The following is an 18,787-nucleotide window of genomic DNA, read 5'->3' on the forward strand; positions in this document are numbered from 1 at the left end:
CAGGAGGGTTGATTTATTGGGGAAGGATTGATGCGCATCGCGCGATGCCGGCCACGCGGGCAGGTCAGCTGAAAAGCTCCAGCAAGCGGTCCAGGCCGCCTTCATTGATGGCCACCATGGCCTGCTCGCGCACGCGCGGCTTGGCATGGTAGGCCACTGAGAGGCCGGCCACGCCCATCATGGGCAGGTCGTTGGCACCGTCGCCCATGGCGATGGCCTGCAGCGGGTTGATGCCCAGCTTGCCGCAGGTCTCGAGCAGCATTTTTTTCTTTTCCGCGCCGTCGCAGATGTCGCCCCAGGGCTGGTCCACCATGCGGCCGGTGAGAAAGCCGTCCTCCACCTCCAGCACGTTGGAGCGTGTGTAGTCGATGCCGAGCTCGTCGCGCACGCGGTCGGTGAAGAAAGTGAACCCGCCGCTGACCAGCAGCACCTTCATGCCGGCCTGCTTGCAGGCCTTCACCAGTTCCGCCGCGCCGGGGTTGAGCTGGAGGCGCTCGCGGTAGACCTGCTCCATGCTGGCCACGCTGACACCCTTGAGCAGGGCCACGCGCTGGCGCAGGCTTTCCTTGTAGTCGCTGATCTCGCCGCGCATGGCCGCCTCGGTGATGGCCGCCACCTCGGCCTTGCGGCCGGCGGCGTCGGCGATCTCATCGACGCATTCGATGTTGATCAGCGTGGAGTCCATGTCGAAGGCGATCAGCTTGAAGGCACTGAGCTTGAGGTCGGGCGTGGCGACGTTGACAACGAGGCCGGGGGAGATTTCTGCGGGGGTCATGCGGGAGTGGCTTCCTTGGTGGGTTGTCCGAGTGAACGCAGGACGTCGCGCACCAGCTGGGCGCGGTCCTTGGGATTTTCGAGCTCGCGCTCTATGCGCAGCTTGTCGTTGCCGGCCAGCCGGATGTGCCGGTTTTTCTGGATCAGCTGCATGATGGCCATCGAATCGATGGGCGGGTCTTTCTTGAAGGTGATGCTGATGGCACCGGGCGCGGCATCGACTTTGACCACGCCGTAAGGCCTGGCGATCACGCGCAGGCGGTGCACGTCGATCAGCGTCTGCGCCTGCGCCGGCAGCTTGCCGAAGCGGTCGACGATTTCCTCGAGCAGCGCGTCGATCTGGTCGGTGTTCTTGGCCGTCGCCAGCTTTTTGTAGAAGGACAGGCGCAGGTGCACGTCGCCGCAGTAGTCGTTGGGCAGCAGGGCCGGTGCGTGCAGGTTGATTTCGGTGGTGACGCTCAGCGGTGACAGCAAATCGGGTTCGCGCCCGGCCTTGAGCGAGGCCACGGCCTCGCTGAGCATCTCGTTGTAGAGCTGAAAACCCACTTCCAGCATGTTGCCGCTCTGGTTTTCGCCCAGCACTTCGCCGGTGCCGCGGATTTCCAGGTCGTGCATGGCCAGGTAAAAGCCCGAGCCGAGTTCCTCCATCTGCTGGATGGCTTCCAGCCGCTGGCTGGCCTGCTTGGTCAGCCCCTCGATGTCGGGCACCATCAAATAGGCATAGGCCTGGTGGTGGCTGCGGCCCACGCGGCCGCGCAGCTGGTGCAGCTGCGCCAGGCCGAAGCGGTCGGCGCGGCTCATCACGATGGTGTTGGCGGTCGGCACGTCGATGCCGGTCTCGATGATGGTGGAGCACAGCAGCAGGTTGTGGCGCTGGGCGATGAAGTCCTTCATCACTCGCTCCAGCTCGCGCTCGGGCATCTGGCCGTGGGCCACGGCGATGCGGGCTTCGGGCAGGATTTCTTCGAGCTTTTCGCGCCGGTTCTGGATGGTCTCGACCTCGTTGTGCAGGAAGTAGACCTGGCCGCCGCGCTTGAGTTCGCGCAGCACGGCCTCTCGGATCACACCGTTGTTTTCGCTGCGCACAAAGGTCTTGATGGCCAGTCGGCGCTGCGGCGCGGTGGCGATCACGCTGAGGTCGCGCAGGCCCTCGAGCGCCATGCCCAGCGTGCGCGGAATCGGCGTGGCGGTCAGCGTCAGCACGTCGACTTCGGCGCGCATGGCCTTCATGGCTTCCTTGTGGCGCACGCCGAAACGATGCTCCTCGTCGATGATGAGCAGGCCCAGGCGCTCGAACTTCACGTCCTGGCTCAGCAGCTTGTGCGTGCCGACCACGATGTCGACCGTGCCGTCGCCCAGGCCCTTGATGGCGGCGCTGATTTCCTTGCCGGAGCGGAAGCGGCTCATCTCGGCGATCTTGACCGGCCATTTGGCGAAACGGTCCACCAGCGTCTGGTAGTGCTGCTCGGCCAGCAAGGTGGTGGGGGCCAGCAGGGCCACCTGCTTGCCGCCGGTGACGGCGATAAAGGCGGCGCGCAGCGCGACCTCGGTCTTGCCGAAGCCCACGTCGCCGCAGACCAGCCTGTCCATGGGGCGCGGGCTGATCATGTCCTGGATCACGGCATGGATGGCGGCGCGCTGGTCGGCGGTTTCCTCGAAGCCGAAGTCGTTGGCGAAGGTCTCGTAGTCGCCGGGCGAGTAGCGGAAGGCATGGCCTTCGCGCGCGGCGCGGCGCGCGTAGATGTTGAGCAGCTCGGCGGCCGAGTCGCGTATCTGCTCGGCGGCCTTGCGTTTGGCTTTTTCCCACTGGCCGCTGCCCAGCTTGTGCAGCGGGGCTTCTTCGGCGCTGACGCCGGTGTAGCGGCTGATCAGGTGCAACTGGCTGACGGGCACATACAGCGTGGCCTTGTCGGCGTACTCGAGGTGCAAAAACTCCTGCAGCAGCGGCGTGCCGTCGGCATTCGTGCCCTGGCCCAGGTCCATGTTGATCAGGCCGCGGTAGCGGCCTATGCCGTGGGCGCTGTGCACCACCGGGTCGCCGACGTTGAGCTCCGAAAGGTCCTTGATCAGCGCTTCGACGTCGCTGACCTGCTCCTGCTTTTTGTTGCGGCGGCGCACGGTGGCGCCGGCGGCGAACAGCTCGGTCTCGGTGATGAAATCGATGCCTTCTTCCAGCCAGCTGAAGCCGGTGTTGAGGGCGGCGGTGGCGATGCCCAGCTTTTCGTCGCTGGCCTGGAAGTCTTCGAGCGAGTCAAAGGCCGGCGGGCTGACGCTGCTGGCGCGCAGGAAGTCCAGCAGGCTTTCGCGCCGGCCCTCGCTTTCGGCCAGCACCAGCACGCGGTGGGCGGTGTTGCGCACATGGCCCTTGAATTTGGCCAGCGGGTCTTCGGCGCCGCGCACCACGGCCATTTCGCCGAGTTTCTGGAACTGGGCGTTGTCGGCCACGTCTTCCACCGTGGCGCGTATCGCCAGCTGGGCGTAGTCGTTGGCGCGCGCGTAGAACTGCTCGATGCCCAGGAACAGCGATTCGGGCGGCAGCGCCGGTCGGTCGGGCGCGTCGCGCACCAGCCGGTAGCGGTCCTTGGTGTCCTGCCAGAAGCGCTGGAAGGCCGGTTCGAGGTCACCGTGCAGCACTACCGTGGCGTCGCTGCCCAGGTAGTCGAACACCGTGGCGGTTTCTTCAAAGAAGAGCGGCAGGTAGTACTCGATGCCGGCGGTGGCCACGCCGTTGCCCATGTCCTTGTAGATGCGGCTCTTGGTCGGGTCGCCGTCCAGCAGCTCGCGCCAGCGGCTGCGGAATTTGGCGCGCGCATCGTCGTCCATGGGAAATTCGCGCCCTGGCAGCAAGCGCACTTCGGGTACCGGATAGAGGCTGCGCTGGCTGTCGGGGTCGAAGGTGCGGATGCTGTCGATCTCGTCGTCGAACAGGTCGACGCGGTAAGGCACGGGGCTGCCCATGGGAAACAAATCGATCAGCCCGCCGCGCACCGCGTATTCGCCGGGGCTGACCACCTGCGTGACGTGGCTGTAGCCGGCCAGCGTGAGCTGGGCTTTGAGGCGCGTTTCATCAAGCTTTTGCTTGACCTTGAACTGAAAGGTATAGCCGGCCAGGAAGCTGGGCGGCGCCAGGCGGTACAGCGCCGTGGTGGCGGGCACGATGACCACGTCGGCGCCGGTTTCCTTGTCGCGTTGCTGGATGCGCCACAGCGTGGCCAGCCGTTCGCTGATCAGGTCCTGGTGCGGCGAGAAGGTGTCGTAGGGCAGGGTTTCCCAGTCGGGAAACAGCGCGCAGCGCAGGTCGGGTGCGAAGAAGGTGATCTCGTCCATCAGGCGCTGGGCCGTGGTGGCGTCCGAAGTGACGATGGCGGTGAGCTTGCCGGCGGCTTTTTCGCGTGTGCCCAGGCGTGCCAGCAGCAGGGCATCGGCGGAACCGGCGGGCTGGGGCAGTGTGTAGCGTTTGCCGGAGGCGAGTGGGGGTAGCTGCATGAATCGGTACGACGGTGAGGGCTGGCCAGGTGGGTTCTGTCAATCGGAAATGAAAGAAATGATTCGGCAAAAGCCAGGCACCCCAAACTATGCGGAGTGGGGTGCCCTGTGTATTCAATATGTGATTTTAGAATCTATGATGAAGTTATGACGACAAGCCCTGCCAATACCCGTCCTGAACCCCGTTTTTTTGTGCTGATCCCTTGCGCAGGACAAGGAAGCCGGGCCGGAACGGCCAAAGCCAAGCAATACCAGCTGATTGACGGGCTGCCCATGGTGAGGCATACCGTGGAGGCTTTCCGGGCGCTGCCGGATACTTTTGCAGCCGTCTGGGTGGTGGTTTCGCCGTCTGACGATGACTTTCTCGAGGTGTTCCCGGACTTCAACCAGGGCAATGAAGTCCTGCTGGTGGGCGGGGGCGCCACGCGCGCGGCGACGGTGCTCAACGGCCTCAAAGCCATGGTGGAGCAGCCCGGCGGCGCGGCCCTGGGCGACTGGGTGCTGGTGCACGATGCGGCGCGCTGCCTGGTCACGCCCGAACAGATCAAGGCCCTGATCAGGGAATGCCGCAACGATGCCGTTGGCGGCCTGCTGGCGCAAAAGCTGCCCGATACGCTGAAAACCGAACGTGACGGCCGCGTGGCCTCCACCCTGGACCGCAGCGACAAATGGCTGGCGCAAACGCCGCAGATGTTTCGCATCGGGGCCTTGATCGACGCCTTGCGGCAGGCCGGGGATGCCGTCACCGATGAATCCAGTGCCATGGAGGCGGTGGGCCTTTCGCCCCGGCTGGTGAGCGGCAGCGCGCAGAACTTCAAGGTCACCTATCCGGAAGATTTTGCGCTGGCTGAAGCCATCCTTGAGCGGCGCAGAAAATAGCGCATGGCTGCCCCATCAACCCCATTCAACCCACATCATTCTTGTAAGGCCCCACGATGACCGCCATGAACTTTCGAATCGGTGAAGGCTGGGACACGCATGCCCTGGTGCCCGGGCGCAAGCTCATCATAGGCGGGGTCGACATTCCCCACACCGTGGGCCTGCTCGGCCATTCGGATGCCGATGTGCTGCTGCACGCGATCACCGATGCGCTGCTGGGCGCGGCGGGGCTGGGCGACATCGGCTCGCATTTTCCGGACACCGATGCGCGCTTCAAGGGCGCGGATTCGTCGGTGCTGCTCACGGAGGTGGGGCGGCTGCTGGCCGAGCGCGGCTGGAAGGTCGTCAATATCGACAGCACCGTGGTCGCGCAGGCGCCCAAACTCGCCCCGCATATTGCCGCGATGCGCGGCAACATCGCTGCTGCCCTGGGGCTGGACGCCGGACAGGTCAATGTGAAGGCCAAAACGGCCGAGAAGCTGGGACCGGTCGGTCAGGGCCTGAGCATGGAAGCTCGCGCCGTGGTGCTGCTGCAGGGCTGAACCGGCGGGGCCTAGCTCCGGCGCAGCTTGATGTGCGCGGCCAGGCCGCCCGAACCGGTGTTGGCCAGGCCGAACACGCCGCCCATGCGGTGAATGGTTTTTTCCACGATTGCCAGGCCCAGGCCGGCGCCGGTGGCGGCGGTGCGGGCGGCGTCGCCGCGGAAAAACGGCCGCGTGAGTTTTGACAGGGTTTCGGGCGCCACGCCCATGCCGTGGTCGCGTACCTTGATCAGCACCCACTGGTCGCGGGCCTTGGCGGCGATGTCGACCAGGGCAATGCCGGTCTCCGGCGTTTTGCCGTAGCGCCTGGCGTTTTCCAAGAGGTTGGCGATCACGCGGGACAGCTCGACCTCATCGGCCAGCACCGCCATGTCGTCGGGAATGGCGACGGTCACGCGCATGTCCTCGTAGTCGGCCACCGCATAAACCGCGGCATCGACCACCGCATTGAGCGACACGCGTTCCAGCCGCGGCGGCTCGGGCCGGGCGTAATCGAGGAATTTGTCGATGATGGCGTCCAGCTGGGTGATGTCGGCCGCCATGTGCTCGCGCGCGTCGGCGTCGGTGACACTCATCTCGGTTTCCAGGCGCAGGCGTGCCAGCGGCGTGCGCAGGTCGTGCGAAATGCCGGCCAGCATGATGACCCGGTCCTGTTCGATCTTGGAGAGCTGCTCGGCCATGCGGTTAAAGCCGATGTTGACTTCGCGGATCTCGCTGGTGGCGACCTTCTCGTCAAGCAGGCTGGCGTCGAAATCGCCGTCGCGCATGCGGCTGGCCGCGAAGGACAGCTGCTTGAGCGGTCGGTTGATCAACCGGGCGATAAAGGCCGCCCCCGCCAGCGACAGCACGGCCGCCGTGATCAGCCAGATGACCCAGGTGCTGTTGCGCGACGGGCCTATCTTGGACGGGTCGGTGAGCAGCCAGTAGGAATCGCCGTCGATGGCAAAGCCCACCCACAGGCCCTTCTGGCCGTTGACGCTGCTGGCCACGACGGTGCCGTTGCCCAGCCGGGCCCTGAGCTCTTCAGCGGTGCGCTCGCCGAGCTCGTCGCTCTCGAACAGCTCGAACTTGTCCTTGGGTTCGCGCGGCGTGATGCGCACGCGTTCCTCGTCGGCCAGGGTCTTGATCAGCGAGACGCGGGCGATGGCGTCGGAATAGCGCAGCGCGGCCCGGCTCAGGTTGACGAGGGAAGCCAACTGCTGCGCGCTCTGGATGGCGCGCGGCTCGGACTCAAGCGCCCGGAAGGTCTGCAGCCAGGCCACGATGGAGCCGAACAGCAGCAGGGATAAAAAGAAAAATGTCCGCCAGAACAGGCTGAAGCCGCGCCGCGGGCGCATTTCCAGCGGTGCCGGTGCGGTTTCAAGGGGGACCGGGTTGGTGGCGTCCATAAAAAGTGGGTACGTGCCGGGTGGGCGAGCTGGAAATGGACGTTAGCACGATACGCGCGCACCACGGCAGACAAGCTGTAGCCGCCTGTTGCAGGCGCGCGTCAGTGAATTCTCCAAACCAGCATGAGCCGCGGGACTGGCTTTGCCAGACCGCAGGCGGGCGGCCCCCTCGGGGGGCAGCGCATTACACGAAGCCGAAGGCGCAGTGAAAAGCGTGGGGGCTAGTTAGTGCCGTCCGGCACGAACACGTAGCCTATGCCCCAGACCGTCTGGATGTAGCGGGGCACCGCCGCATCGACTTCGATCAGCTTGCGCAGGCGCGAGACCTGCACGTCCAGGCTGCGGTCGAAGGGCTCGAACTCGCGGCCGCGGGCCAGCTGCGCCAGCTTTTCGCGCGACAGCGGCTGGCGCGGATGTCGCACCAGGGTCTTGAGCATGGCGAACTCGCCGGTGGTCAGGGGCAGTTCCTCGCCGTTCTTGTGCAGGGTCCGCAGGCCCATGTCGAAAGAGAAGGGGCCAAAGGTGATGACCTCCTGGTCGCTGGACGGCGCGCCGGGCACTTCGGCGGTGGGGCGGCGGCGCAGCACGGCGTGGATGCGGGCCAGCAGCTCACGGGGATTGAAGGGCTTGGCAAGGTAGTCATCCGCGCCGACTTCCAGGCCGACGATGCGGTCCACGTCCTCGCCCTTGGCGGTCAGCATGATGATGGGAGTGCGGTCGTTGGCCGCGCGCAGCCGGCGGCAGATGGACAGGCCGTCTTCGCCGGGCATCATCAGGTCCAGGACGATCAGGTCGACGGCGTCCCGCAGCATGATGCGGTTCAGGGCCTTGCTGTCTTCGGCCAGGATGACTTCGAAACCCTCCTGGGCGAGGTAGCGGCGCAACAGGTCGCGGATGCGGGCATCGTCGTCAAGAATCAGGATTTTGTCGGCACGGGCGTTAGGTTGAGCTTGGGTCATAGTCGTCTGGTAATTTGTAACAGAGCCATTTTGAAGGCTGAAAACACGAGATGTCTCGTTTTTCAGTCGGTTTGACACACTGTTACAAAAGTTGCGGCGATGTGCAACTGTGAGCCCGGCCGCAGGCCTTGTTGTCGCAATGCTCCTACAGGGATCGTCAAAATCACATGCAAAAATGGGCGGCCGCTTCTGCGCACCTGTTGCTGCAGTGCGTTACCCGCCGTAAACAAAAAGCGGCCCGGCCGGAAACGGGCATCGGCCGCCGTCACCTTGGGGGCCCGAGTGACTTGCAAAAGCCACAAAAAGCGCGGCAACCCTGAGGACTGTTTATGGCTTCTTTTCTCTTTTTTCGGCCCAGCGCCGGGAACACCCCCGAAAGGTTTTTTTGATGCGAACTCCCACCCTGATTGCCGCATGCGCCCTGTTTGCCGGCGCCGCGCTGGCCTCCAGCGCCATGGCCCAGACCCCGCAGCATGAAACACTGCAGAACGTGGCCCAGCTGTCGGCCAGCGGTTCGGTCGAGGTGCAGCAGGACCTGCTGTCGATTTCCCTGAGTACCACCCGCGACGGCAGCGACGCCGGCGTCGTGCAGGCCCAGCTCAAGCAGGCCCTGGACAGCGCGCTCACGCAGGCCAAGCAGGCCGCCGCCCCGGGCCAGATGGATGTGCGCACCGGCAATTTCAGCCTCTACCCGCGCTACGGCAAGGACGGCAAGATCAACGGCTGGCAGGGTTCGACCGAGCTGGTGCTGGAAGGCAAGGACTTTCCACGCATCACCGGCACGGCGGGCAAGATCCAGACTCTTACCATGAGCAACGTGAGTTTTGCCCTGAGCCGCGAGCAGCGCGCGAAAGTCGAGGGCGAGGCCCAGGCTCAGGCGATAGAGCGCTTCAAGGCCAAGGCCGGCGAAATCGCGCGCGGCTTCGGGTTTTCCAGCTACAGCCTGCGCGAGGTTTCCATCAACGCCAATGACCAGGGCAGCCCGCCGCGCCCTCGCATGATGGCGATGTCGGCCAAGGCTGAAATGGCCGATGCCGGCGTTCCGGTGGAAGCCGGCAAAAGCACGGTGCTGGTCAATGTGTCGGGTTCGGTGCAGATGAAATGATGAAGCGGGGCGGCTAAGGCCGCCCCGGACCGCTCAGGCCGCCGAGGCGCAGGCTTGCTGCTTGCGGCGGTGATGGCGGGCGACAAGCTTGGCGCGCAGGTGGTCGTAAGCCCAGTTAAAGCCGAAGGTATAGGGCAGGAAAAACAGCACGATCGCGATGTCCAGCACAAAGGCTTCCCACAGGCCTATGTCCAGCCACCAGGCGGCCAGCGGTACCACCGCGATGATCAGGCCGATTTCAAACAGCACAGCATGCACGGCACGCGCCACCAGGGTGCGCTCAAAGCCCATGCGGCGCTGCGCCCGGTCGAACAGGGCGTTGAACAGCATATTCCAGCTCATGGCCATCAGCGAGACCATCAGCGTCAGCAGGCCCATGTGCGCCAGCGAATAGCCGAGCAGCCAGGCGCCCAGGGGCGCGCAGATGGCGATGGCCAGAACTTCAAAGCCGAGGGCGTGGAAAAAACGTTCTTTGAGGGATTTCTGCAGACTCACGATGCACTTCACTTTCTGGCTGATTCGGGCCCCCTCAGCAGAGATGCTGGGTGGTCATGAGGGTATTTTCATCGCTATTTCAAATACATTAAAATCAATAACTATCGTAAAAACAGATAAAAGACCGCCGTATGCGCCACTCCCCGGAAGCCTTGACTGCTTTTGCCGAGGCCGCCACCCTGGGCTCGTTTTCGGCCGCGGCACGCAAGCTGGGCAAAAGCCAGTCGACCGTCAGCAGCGCCATCGCCAACCTGGAAATCGACCTGGGCATCACGCTGTTTGACCGCAGCAGCCGCAAGCCGGCCCTGACGGAGCACGGCAAGGTCATGCTGGGCAAGGTGCAGGAAATCCTGGCGGCCAGCGACCGGCTGGACCGCGCCGCCAGCCAGTTGGGCGGCGGCATGGAGCCCAAACTCAGCGTGGTCTGGTCCGACACCTACCAATCCGACCGGTTTGAGGAAATGCTGCTGGCGTTTGAGCAGCGCTTCCCGGACCTTGAATTCGAATGCCTGATTGCTGAGCACGGCGACCTGGTCTCGCTGGTGCAGACCGGACGGGCGCACATAGGCGTGGTGGCGGCGCAAAACGCCTATCCGCCTGACGTAGGCTCGGCCACCATTGCCGAGCAGTCTGAAATCACGCTGTTCGTGGCCACGGCCCACCCGCTGGCCGGCATGAAAGACATCACGCCCGAGTTGTTGGCCGGCTTCAGGGAATTGCGGCTGGATACTTATATAGAGGGAGAGCAGGGCGCCCAGGGCCTGCCCCAGTCGCGCCGCGCCTGGTCGGCACCCAGCTACCTCATGCTGATGGAAATGGCAGTGCTGGGTTTTGGCTGGGCGGCGATTCCACGCTGGATGGTGACGCGTTTTGCCACCGGCAAGCTCAGCGAACTCGACGCGCGCGGCTGGCCGCGGCGCGTGCCGGTCGATGCCGTGTGGTCGCGCCAGCGTTCCCTGGGCCGTGCCGGCACCTGGTTGCTGCAGGAAATGCTGGCGCCTGCCGGAGCTGGAAATCCGGCCGGGATTCCGGGTGAGATGTGAAAAAGCCCGCAGCCCTGGCGGGCATGCGGGCGGGTGGCGACGGGCGCAGCAGGCGCGCCTGCGACGGGGTCGGTCAGAAGCGGTAGCGCAGGCCCAGGCTGGTGGTGCTGACGCGCTCCTTGCCGGTGCCCACGAACTTCAGGTCATGCTCGTCCCATGCCAGCACGGCCGACAGGGCCGGGGTAAACGCCCATTCGGCGCCTATGCCGTAAGACACGCCCCAGTTGCTCTCACTGCCGGAGGCCAGGCCTGAAGCCGGCGAGGCGGACACGCGGGTGTGCCCGTAGGTCGTTCCCAGCTTGCCCAGCAGGTTGAAGGAGTTGCTCAGCGGCAGGCGCCCGACCAGGCTCAGGCTGATGCCTTGCGCTTCTGTCTGCCCACCGCCGCGGTTGGCCTTGCCGAAATCGGTGTAACCCAGTTCCAGGCCGAAGTTGTTGTTGAAGTAGCTGCCGCCGTAGAGGTTGTACGAGGTGTCCTTGTTGTCAGACGGGAAAGCGCCGGCGCCGCTGGGCAGCGAGAAGTCCGACTGGCCCACGTTCAGGCCGAAGTAGCGCGAGCCCGGTGCATAAAAAGAGTAGTTGCTGCTGCTCGACATGCCGGTGCTGGAGCTGCTCTGGGCTTGCGCGCCGGTGGCGGCTGCCAGCGCGGCCGCGGCCAGCAGGGTGGCTGAAAAGGTACGGGTCAATGATGGCATGGTGCTTCCTTCAACGGATTTCAGGGGATGAATGGGCGGCGTTACGCTTGTGGCAAAACGGCCGCATGTTGTTGATTTCCGTCGTGAAATTTAAGGGGAACCTGGGTGTACTTTTGTGGGTGCAAAAGTTAAATCCCTGTAGGACAAGCGGAAGTTTTCCCGCAGAGTTTGCGCACAGCGGGCTGCGCCGGCGCGGTGCCGCGCAGGGCTTCTGAGCCGATTTTTGCGGTGCTAAAGTCAGGGCATGCCGCTCATTACTTACCTGCCCGGAAGCACAGCGCTGGTCCTGGATTCGCCCCACAGCGGAACGGTCTACCCGGCGGATTTCCGGCACGCCTGCGAACTCGCCGTGCTGCGCAGTGCCGAAGACACCCATGTCGAAAAACTCTACGACTTTGCCCCCGCGCTGGGCGTGCATTGGGTTGAGGCGCACTTTCCGCGCAGCTACCTCGACGCCAACCGCAACACCACGGAAATGGACGTGGGCCTGCTGGACGGGCCCTGGCCCGGGCCGGTGGAGACCGATCCCAAGATCCTGTCCAAGGTGCGTCTGGGCAAGGGCCTGATCTGGCGTACCACGGACGAAGGCGTACCGCTGTACGACCGCAAGCTGGGTGTGGCGGAAATCCAGGCCCGCATAGAGCAATGCTGGAAGCCCTACCACGCGGCCGTGGCGCGCGCGATTGACGCCGCCCACAAGGCGCATGGCTACAGCATCCACATCAACTGCCATTCCATGCCGGCGGTGGCCTCCAGCAGCGCCACGGATTTTCCGGGCGAGGCGCATGCCGACTTCGTGGTGGGCGACCGCGAAGGCACGACGGCCAGCAAGGCTTTGTCCAGGATGGTGTGCGAACACTTGAAGGCGCGCGGTTACAGCGTGGCCTACAACCACCCCTACAAGGGCGTGGAACTGGTTCGCCGCTACAGCCGGCCCGCCGAATACCGGCACAGCATCCAGCTCGAAATCAACCGCAAGCTGTACATGGACGAAAGCAGCTTCGCGCTGACACCCGGCGCTGAATCGCTCAAGGCCAGTTTGCGTTCGCTGGTCGAACGGCTGCTCAAAACCGACCCTCGCGCAATGTGAAGCCCGCGGGCCGCCGTCCGCATTTTTTGCCCCAACCCCGCCGCCATGCTTACCTTTTTCAGCGACAGCCACCACGCCCATGCCCCGCAGTACGAATTTTTTCGCGGCGAGCGCGTGCCCTGTTTTGAAACACCTGCGCGCGCCGACTACGTCAAAGCCCGCCTGAGCGAACGCGGCCATGTGCTGCAGACGCCCGATGCCGACAGCCGCGCGGTGCTGGCCAAGGTGCACAGCGCCCGCTACCTGGCGTTTCTGGAACATGCCTGGCGCGACTGGGTGCAGCTGGAGGCCGGCAACGAGCAGCGCCAGCCCTTTCCCTCGGTATGGCCGGTGCGCACGCTGCGCAGCGACGTGGAGCCGCTCAACTTCACCGCGCGGCTGGGCTTGTATTCGATGGACAGCGGCACGCCGCTATCTGCCGGCACCTGGCAGGCCGCCAAGACCGGCGCGGATGCCGCCGCCAGTGCGGCGGCCCTGCTCACGGCAGGGGAACGCGCCGTGTTTTGCTGCAGCCGCCCGCCCGGGCACCATGCGGGGCCCGACTTCATGGGGGGCTATTGTTTTTTGAACAATGCCGCGGTGGCCGCCCAGGCACTGCGGAGTGGCGGCGCGGCGCGTGTGGCGGTGCTGGACGTGGATTACCACCACGGCAACGGCACACAAAGCATTTTTTACGACCGCGCCGACGTGCTGTTTGTGAGCCTGCACGGCGACCCCATGACCGAGTATCCGTTTTACCTGGGCCATGCCGACGAAACCGGCGCGGGTGCGGGCGCGGGCTTCAACCTGAACCTGCCGCTACCGGCGGGCTGCACGGCGGCGCGCTGGTTCGAGGCGCTGGAAGCGGCCTGCCTGCGCATCGCCGGCTTCAAGGCGGACGCGCTGGTGGTGTCGCTGGGCCTGGACACCTTTGCCGGGGACCCGATCTCCAAATTCGCGCTGCAGCCGGATGATTTCATCCGCCTCGGCGAGCGCCTGGGCAAGCTGGGCCTGCCCACGGTGTTTGTGCTCGAAGGCGGCTATGCGGCCGCCGAACTGGGCACCAATGCCGTCAACGTCATTGAAGGTTTTGAAGGCTGCTGATGGACAAAGTCGACTGCGTGGTGATAGGCGCGGGTGTGGTGGGCCTGGCCGTGGCGCGCGCGCTGGCGTTGCGGGGCAGGGAGGTCATGGTGCTGGAGGCCGCCGATGCGATAGGCACGGGCACCAGCTCGCGCAACAGCGAGGTGATACACGCCGGCATTTACTACCCGCAAGGCTCGCTCAAGGCCAGGCTGTGCGTGGAGGGCAAGGAGCTGCTGTATGCCTACTGCGCCGAACGCGGCATAGGCCACAGGCGCTGCGGCAAGCTGATTGTGGCGACCAGCCAGGCGCAAGTTGCGCAGCTGCAGGGCATACGCGACAAGGCCGCGGCCAATGGGGTGAATGACCTGGTGCTGCTGACACGCGAGCAGGCCCGCGCGCTGGAGCCGCAACTCGAATGTGTGGCCGCGCTGCATTCACCCAGCACCGGCATTGTTGACAGCCACGGCCTGATGCTGGCGCTGCAGGGCGACCTCGAGAACGCAGGTGGGCTGGTTGCGCTCAATTCACCGCTGGCACGTGCTGAATGCTCAGCATCGGCGATTTACCTGGCGGCGCAAGACGGCACCGAGCTCGAAGCCACAAGCGTCGTCAACGCCGCAGGGCTGCAGGCCCAGCAGCTGGCCGGGCGCTTTGCCGGCCTGCCTGCGCGGCATGTGCCGCCCAGTCATTACGCCAAGGGCAACTACTTCACGCTGCCGGGACGCTCGCCGTTCAGCCGCCTGATCTATCCCGTGCCCGAGGCCGCGGGCCTGGGCGTGCACCTGACGGTGGACATGGGCGGCCAGGCCAAGTTCGGTCCCGATGTGCAGTGGGTGGATTCGCCCGACGACCTGGTGGTGGACCCGGCGCGCGGCGAGGCTTTTTACGCCGAGGTGCGCAAGTACTGGCCGGCGTTGGCCGACGATGCGCTGGCGCCGGGTTATGCCGGCATACGCCCCAAGATCCAGGCGCCCCATGAGGCCGCCAAGGACTTCCTCATCCAGGGCCCCCGCGATCACGGCGTGGCGGGCCTGGTCAATCTCTTCGGCATTGAATCGCCGGGGCTCACGAGCTCGCTGGCGATTGGCGACTATGTGAGCCGGCTGCTGTAAGGCCGCTTACTGCGCCGCCCAGCCGCCGTCCATGTTCCAGGCCACGCCGCGCACATTGTTGCCGGCCGGCGAGCAGAAAAACACCGCCAGCGCGCCCAGTTCTTCGGGCGTGGTGAATTGCATGGAGGGTTCTTTTTCGCCCAGCAATTGCTTGGTCGCCGCCTCGTTGCTGATGTTGCCGGCGGCGGCCTTGGCATCCACCTGTTTTTGCACCAGGGGCGTGAGCACCCAGCCGGGGCAGATGGCGTTGCAGGTGACACCCGTGGTGGCGTTCTCGAGCGCGGTGACTTTGGTCAGGCCCACGATGCCGTGCTTGGCGGCGACGTAGGCGGATTTTTCGGCCGAGCCGACCAGGCCGTGGACCGAGGCCACGTTGATGATGCGGCCCCAGCCCTTGCCGCCGTTGGCCGCCAGCATGGCGGGCAGGGCCAGGCGGGTGGCGTGGAAGGCGCTGCTCAGGTTGATGGCGATCACGGCGTCCCAGCGCTCGACCGGGAAGTTCTCGACGCGGGCCACGTGCTGGATGCCGGCGTTGTTGACCAGGATGTCGACCTGGCCGAACTGCGCGACGGCATAACGCATCATGTCCTCGATGTCGGCGACCTTGCTCATGTCGGCGCCGTGGTAGGCCACGCGCGCGCCCAGCGCTTCCACCTCGGCCTTGGGGCCGTCCACGTCGCCGAAGCCGTTAATGACAATGTTGGCGCCTTGCGCCGCCAGCGCCTTGGCGATGCCCAGGCCTATCCCGCTGGTCGAGCCGGTGACGAGGGCTGTTTTACCTTTGAGCATATTGTTTCTCCGGATGATTTACGATGGTTGAACTGGGAATCCGAACCTCGCGCCGTGCACCTGGCGCCGGGTTGATTTCTCAAGCAATTATCAAGCCTTTGAATTGAACCGCCGCACCATGACCCAACCTACGCTGAACTACGTAAACTGCCCCGATGCTGGCGGCGGCCACCGCATGGCTTACTGGCAGTGGGGCAGGGCGGACAGCTCGCACCTCGTCGTCTGTGTGCACGGCCTGTCGCGCCAGGGGCGCGATTTTGATGTGCTGGCGCGGGCGCTGTGCGAGCAGGCCGACGTGCGCGTGGTTTGCCCCGATGTGGTGGGCCGCGGCGAAAGCGACTGGCTCAAGGACCCCATGGGCTACCAGCTGCGCACCTATGCGGGCGACATGCTGGCGATGCTGGGCCAGTTGCACGCCCAGGCGCCGGTGGCCTCGCTGGACTGGGTGGGCACCAGCATGGGCGGGCTGATCGGTGTGGCGGTGTGTGGAACGCCCAACTTGCCTTTGCCGGTGCCTGTGCGCAGGCTGGTGCTCAATGATGTCGGCCCGGCCATCCAATGGCAGGCGATTGTGCGTATTGGCGCCTACCTGGGCCAGGCCGGCCACTTCGGCTCGGTGCAGGAGGCGGCCGATGCGATGTGGGCGATCTCCCAGAGCTTCGGCCCGCACACGCCCGAGCAGTGGCTGGCACTGTCGCGCCCCATGCTCAGGCGCGTTTCTGAAGCCGCCGATGCCAAGTGGCGCCTGCACTACGACCCGGCCATCGCCGTGCCTTTCAAGCAGGAAACCGAGGAATCCGCGCGCCAGGGCGAGACCATGCTCTGGCAGCTCTACGACAATATCAAGGCCGACACCCTGGTAATACGGGGCCGGCAATCCGACTTGCTGAGCCCGCAAACGGCTCAGGCCATGACGCAGCGCGGGCCGCGTGCCCGCGTGGTGGAATTCGAAGGCGTGGGACATGCGCCCACGCTGATCGCGCCCGACCAGCTCGCCGCCGTGACAGGCTTTTTGCTGGGCTGAGGCCGCGCAACCATTTGACTGAAGTTTCATGAAAAGCAATGTGGTCGGGCCCGGTGGCCCGACAGCCTCCCAGGGGGCGAATGCCTCCATCGTGACCGCCACGGCCGACAGCCTGCCGGACCAGCCGCATGCGCTGGCCCGCGCCCGCGCGTTCGCCGAGCCCCTGATCGCCAGCGAAACGCATGACACGGGTGAAAACATCCTCGCCCATGCCGACGCGGTGGCGGCCATCCTCAAGACCATAGGCGGCTCCGAAGCCATGCAGGCGGCCAGCTACCTGGTCTATGCCTGCCAGCATTTGAACAAGCCGCAGGAAGTGATCACCAAGGCCTTCGGCGCCAACTACGCCGCGCTGGCGATGGAGACCACCAAGCTGGTCCAGGTGCAGCGCCAGGCGCGTTCGGCGAATGCCAAGGCCCAGCTGCTGGACGACCCGGCCGCGCAGACCGAAAACGTGCGCAAGATGCTGCTGGCCTTCTCGCGCGACCTGCGTGTGGTCATGCTGCGGCTGGCGTCCCGCCTGCAGACTTTGCGCCACTACGCCGCGACGCGGCAGACCGCGCCGCTGCCGCTGGCCTACGAATCGCTGCATGTTTTTGCGCCGCTGGCCAACCGCCTGGGCATCTGGCAGATCAAATGGGAAATGGAGGACCTGGCTTTCCGTTTCCTGGAGCCCGAGACCTACAAGCAGACGGCCCGCCTGCTCGACGAAAAGCGGGTGGAGCGCGAAGGCTTTATGGAAGCCCTGCGCGCGCAGCTGGAGCGCGAACTCAACCAGAACGGCATTGCCGCGCTGGTGCAGGGGCGGCCCAAGCACATCTACAGCATTGTGAAAAAAATGCGCGGCAAGTCGCTGGACTTCGAGCAGGTTTTTGACATACGCGCGCTGCGCGTGATCGCCGCCGACGTGAAAGGCTGCTATGCGGCGCTCGGCTACGTGCATTCGCGCTTCACGCCGGTGGACGGCGAATTCGACGACTACATCGCCAAGCCCAAGAGCAACGGCTACCAGTCGCTGCACACGGTGGTGCGCGATGAGGCGGGCAGGGCGGTGGAAATCCAGGTGCGCACCCAGGCCATGCACGACCACGCCGAGCACGGCGTGGCCGCACACTGGGCCTACAAGGAGGCCGGCACCAAGGGCTACGGCGGTGTCTCGGCCAGCAGCGAATACGACGCCAAGATCGCCGTGCTGCGCCAGTTGCTGGCCTGGGAGCGTGATCTTTCGGGGCCGGCGGCCCAGCGCGCGCGTGACGCCAAGCAAGGCCTGTTCGAGGACCGCATCTACGTGCTGACGCCGGACGCCGCCATCGTGGAGCTGCCGCAGGGCGCGACCACGGTGGACTTTGCCTACAGCGTGCATACCAGCCTGGGCCATCGCTGCCGCGGCGCGCGCATCGACGGCGTCATGGTGCCGCTCAATACACCGCTGCAGAACGGCCAGACCGTGGAGGTGATCACCGTCAAGGAGGGCGGGCCTTCGCGCGACTGGCTCAACCCTGAGCTTGGTTTTCTGAGCAGCCATCGCGCGAAGTCCAAGGTGCGCGCCTGGTTCAACGCGCTGGCCATGGAGCAGACCGTGGCCAGGGGCCGCGAGGCCGTGGAAAAACTGCTGCAGCGCGAAGGCAAGACGGCGATGAAGCTGGACGACCTGGCGGCGCAGCTCGGCTTCAAGGCGGCGGATGATTTGTTTGAGGTTGTGGGCAAAGACGAGTTGTCCCTGCGCACCATAGAGAACATGCTCAGGCCGCCCGAACCGGTCTTGAGCCAGGACGATTACGTGCTGGCAAAAAAAGCCCGAGCACCCAACCCGAACGCCAAGAAGGCGGCGGGCGGTGTGCTGGTGGTCGGCATGGGATCCCTGCTCACGCAGCTGGCCAAGTGCTGCAAACCCGCGCCGCCCGATGAGATTCTCGGTTTTGTCACCAAGGGCAAGGGCGTCAGCATCCACCGCAGCGACTGCAGCAACTTCCGCAACATGGCCGCCGGCAGCCCGGACCGCGTGATCGAGGTGCAATGGAATTCGCCCAAGACACCCGATGGTGCGGTGTATCCGGTGGACGTCGCCGTCGAGGCAGCCGACCGGCAGGGTCTGCTGCGCGATATTTCCGAGGTCTTCGCCAAGGAAAAAATGAACGTGATCGGCGTGCAGACGCAGTCGGTGAAAGACAACCGCGGCGGCACAGCCTGGATGACTTTCACCGTGGAAGTGGCGCAATCAGGCCGCCTCAACCAGGTGCTGGCCGTCGTGGCCGAGGTGCCGGGTGTGCGTTCCGCACGAAGGCGCTGAGCGCACGTGGCGGAACCGCAATTTGTCGTGCTACAATGCTAGCTTCGAACAG

The 18,787-nt window shown here is 65.2% G+C and carries 16 protein-coding genes; 9 read left to right on the plus strand and 7 right to left on the minus strand.

All coding sequences use genetic code 11. From position 1 onward, the window contains the following. Positions 1-64 precede the first annotated feature (64 nt). Positions 65-775, minus strand: a complete 711-nt coding sequence (gene serB, locus BLQ85_RS20950) for a phosphoserine phosphatase SerB (RefSeq protein ID WP_074579912.1) — start codon at positions 773-775, stop codon at positions 65-67. Beyond that, positions 772-4,260 carry a transcription-repair coupling factor gene (mfd, locus tag BLQ85_RS20955; protein ID WP_074579913.1) on the minus strand — a complete coding sequence of 1,163 codons (3,489 nt, stop codon included), beginning with the start codon at positions 4,258-4,260 and terminating at the stop codon, positions 772-774. The genes serB and mfd overlap by 4 nt, the downstream gene beginning before the upstream one ends. Before the next feature lie 147 nt (positions 4,261-4,407). Between mfd and ispD the strand changes: the two genes are divergently transcribed. Next, a complete protein-coding gene (gene ispD, locus BLQ85_RS20960) occupies positions 4,408-5,139 on the plus strand; it encodes a 2-C-methyl-D-erythritol 4-phosphate cytidylyltransferase (protein ID WP_074579914.1) in 732 nt (243 codons plus the stop codon). Positions 5,140-5,195: 56 nt separating this feature from the next. Further along, positions 5,196-5,681 carry a 2-C-methyl-D-erythritol 2,4-cyclodiphosphate synthase gene (gene ispF, locus BLQ85_RS20965; RefSeq protein WP_175456166.1) on the plus strand — a complete coding sequence of 162 codons (486 nt, stop codon included), beginning with the start codon at positions 5,196-5,198 and terminating at the stop codon, positions 5,679-5,681. A gap of 11 nt (positions 5,682-5,692) precedes the next feature. On the opposite strand, the gene BLQ85_RS20970 is transcribed toward ispF, so the two are convergent. Further along, positions 5,693-7,069 carry a sensor histidine kinase gene (locus BLQ85_RS20970; RefSeq protein ID WP_074579915.1) on the minus strand — a complete coding sequence of 459 codons (1,377 nt, stop codon included), beginning with the start codon at positions 7,067-7,069 and terminating at the stop codon, positions 5,693-5,695. 221 nt (positions 7,070-7,290) lie between these two features. Then, positions 7,291-8,028, minus strand: coding sequence for an osmolarity response regulator transcription factor OmpR (gene ompR / locus BLQ85_RS20975; RefSeq protein WP_007866319.1), 738 nt, complete (start codon positions 8,026-8,028; stop codon positions 7,291-7,293). A 388-nt stretch (positions 8,029-8,416) separates the two neighbouring features. Here ompR and BLQ85_RS20980 point away from each other — a divergent pair, with 388 nt between their 5' ends. Next, a complete protein-coding gene (locus tag BLQ85_RS20980; RefSeq protein ID WP_074579916.1) occupies positions 8,417-9,133 on the plus strand; it encodes an SIMPL domain-containing protein in 717 nt (238 codons plus the stop codon). 33 nt (positions 9,134-9,166) lie between these two features. Here the strand turns inward: BLQ85_RS20980 and BLQ85_RS20985 are convergent, their stop codons facing one another. Then, positions 9,167-9,631 carry a multidrug/biocide efflux PACE transporter gene (locus tag BLQ85_RS20985; RefSeq protein ID WP_217631837.1) on the minus strand — a complete coding sequence of 155 codons (465 nt, stop codon included), beginning with the start codon at positions 9,629-9,631 and terminating at the stop codon, positions 9,167-9,169. Between the two features lie 128 nt (positions 9,632-9,759). On the opposite strand from BLQ85_RS20985, the gene BLQ85_RS20990 reads away from it, so the two are divergent. After that, positions 9,760-10,671: a LysR family transcriptional regulator gene (locus BLQ85_RS20990; protein ID WP_074579917.1), complete on the plus strand. Its 912-nt coding sequence runs from the start codon at positions 9,760-9,762 to the stop codon at positions 10,669-10,671. A gap of 73 nt (positions 10,672-10,744) precedes the next feature. Here BLQ85_RS20990 and BLQ85_RS20995 read toward each other — a convergent pair whose 3' ends face one another. Then, positions 10,745-11,365 carry an outer membrane beta-barrel protein gene (locus tag BLQ85_RS20995; protein ID WP_074579918.1) on the minus strand — a complete coding sequence of 207 codons (621 nt, stop codon included), beginning with the start codon at positions 11,363-11,365 and terminating at the stop codon, positions 10,745-10,747. Positions 11,366-11,609: 244 nt separating this feature from the next. Here BLQ85_RS20995 and BLQ85_RS21000 point away from each other — a divergent pair, with 244 nt between their 5' ends. From BLQ85_RS21000 to BLQ85_RS21010, 3 genes are read left to right on the plus strand one after another with little or no spacing between them, the layout of a single operon-like run. Further along, positions 11,610-12,455, plus strand: coding sequence for an N-formylglutamate amidohydrolase (locus BLQ85_RS21000; protein WP_074579919.1), 846 nt, complete (start codon positions 11,610-11,612; stop codon positions 12,453-12,455). Between the two features lie 45 nt (positions 12,456-12,500). Further along, positions 12,501-13,538, plus strand: coding sequence for a histone deacetylase family protein (locus BLQ85_RS21005; RefSeq protein WP_074579920.1), 1,038 nt, complete (start codon positions 12,501-12,503; stop codon positions 13,536-13,538). Then, positions 13,538-14,632 carry an NAD(P)/FAD-dependent oxidoreductase gene (locus tag BLQ85_RS21010; protein ID WP_175456167.1) on the plus strand — a complete coding sequence of 365 codons (1,095 nt, stop codon included), beginning with the start codon at positions 13,538-13,540 and terminating at the stop codon, positions 14,630-14,632. Before BLQ85_RS21005 ends, BLQ85_RS21010 begins: the two co-directional genes overlap by 1 nt. Positions 14,633-14,638: 6 nt before the next feature. Here the strand turns inward: BLQ85_RS21010 and BLQ85_RS21015 are convergent, their stop codons facing one another. Further along, positions 14,639-15,421: a 3-hydroxybutyrate dehydrogenase gene (locus BLQ85_RS21015; RefSeq protein WP_074579922.1), complete on the minus strand. Its 783-nt coding sequence runs from the start codon at positions 15,419-15,421 to the stop codon at positions 14,639-14,641. A gap of 118 nt (positions 15,422-15,539) precedes the next feature. On the opposite strand from BLQ85_RS21015, the gene BLQ85_RS21020 reads away from it, so the two are divergent. Both BLQ85_RS21020 and BLQ85_RS21025 read left to right on the plus strand, forming a co-directional pair. Next, positions 15,540-16,445, plus strand: coding sequence for an alpha/beta fold hydrolase (locus BLQ85_RS21020; protein WP_074579985.1), 906 nt, complete (start codon positions 15,540-15,542; stop codon positions 16,443-16,445). A 28-nt stretch (positions 16,446-16,473) separates the two neighbouring features. Beyond that, complete coding sequence (locus BLQ85_RS21025; RefSeq protein WP_074579923.1) at positions 16,474-18,735, plus strand: RelA/SpoT family protein; 2,262 nt, start codon at positions 16,474-16,476, stop codon at positions 18,733-18,735. The last annotated feature ends 52 nt before the right edge of the window (positions 18,736-18,787 follow it).

Source organism: Polaromonas sp. JS666, assembly GCF_900103405.1.
Classification (GTDB): domain Bacteria; phylum Pseudomonadota; class Gammaproteobacteria; order Burkholderiales; family Burkholderiaceae_C; genus Polaromonas.

Excerpts from the sequence above, each read along its gene's own strand:
- BLQ85_RS20995 (WP_074579918.1), bottom strand. The coding sequence starts at position 11,365 with ATGCCATCATTGACCCGTACCTTTTCAGCCACCCTGCTGGCCGCGGCC.
- ispF (WP_175456166.1), top strand. The coding sequence starts at position 5,196 with ATGACCGCCATGAACTTTCGAATCGGTGAAGGCTGGGACACGCATGCC.
- BLQ85_RS20990 (WP_074579917.1), top strand. The coding sequence starts at position 9,760 with ATGCGCCACTCCCCGGAAGCCTTGACTGCTTTTGCCGAGGCCGCCACC.
- mfd (WP_074579913.1), bottom strand. The coding sequence starts at position 4,260 with ATGCAGCTACCCCCACTCGCCTCCGGCAAACGCTACACACTGCCCCAG.
- ispD (WP_074579914.1), top strand. The coding sequence starts at position 4,408 with ATGACGACAAGCCCTGCCAATACCCGTCCTGAACCCCGTTTTTTTGTG.
- BLQ85_RS21025 (WP_074579923.1), top strand. The coding sequence starts at position 16,474 with ATGAAAAGCAATGTGGTCGGGCCCGGTGGCCCGACAGCCTCCCAGGGG.
- BLQ85_RS21020 (WP_074579985.1), top strand. The coding sequence starts at position 15,540 with ATGACCCAACCTACGCTGAACTACGTAAACTGCCCCGATGCTGGCGGC.
- BLQ85_RS21015 (WP_074579922.1), bottom strand. The coding sequence starts at position 15,421 with ATGCTCAAAGGTAAAACAGCCCTCGTCACCGGCTCGACCAGCGGGATA.
- BLQ85_RS21000 (WP_074579919.1), top strand. The coding sequence starts at position 11,610 with ATGCCGCTCATTACTTACCTGCCCGGAAGCACAGCGCTGGTCCTGGAT.
- BLQ85_RS20970 (WP_074579915.1), bottom strand. The coding sequence starts at position 7,069 with ATGGACGCCACCAACCCGGTCCCCCTTGAAACCGCACCGGCACCGCTG.
- serB (WP_074579912.1), bottom strand. The coding sequence starts at position 775 with ATGACCCCCGCAGAAATCTCCCCCGGCCTCGTTGTCAACGTCGCCACG.
- BLQ85_RS21005 (WP_074579920.1), top strand. The coding sequence starts at position 12,501 with ATGCTTACCTTTTTCAGCGACAGCCACCACGCCCATGCCCCGCAGTAC.
- BLQ85_RS21010 (WP_175456167.1), top strand. The coding sequence starts at position 13,538 with ATGGACAAAGTCGACTGCGTGGTGATAGGCGCGGGTGTGGTGGGCCTG.
- BLQ85_RS20980 (WP_074579916.1), top strand. The coding sequence starts at position 8,417 with ATGCGAACTCCCACCCTGATTGCCGCATGCGCCCTGTTTGCCGGCGCC.
- ompR (WP_007866319.1), bottom strand. The coding sequence starts at position 8,028 with ATGACCCAAGCTCAACCTAACGCCCGTGCCGACAAAATCCTGATTCTT.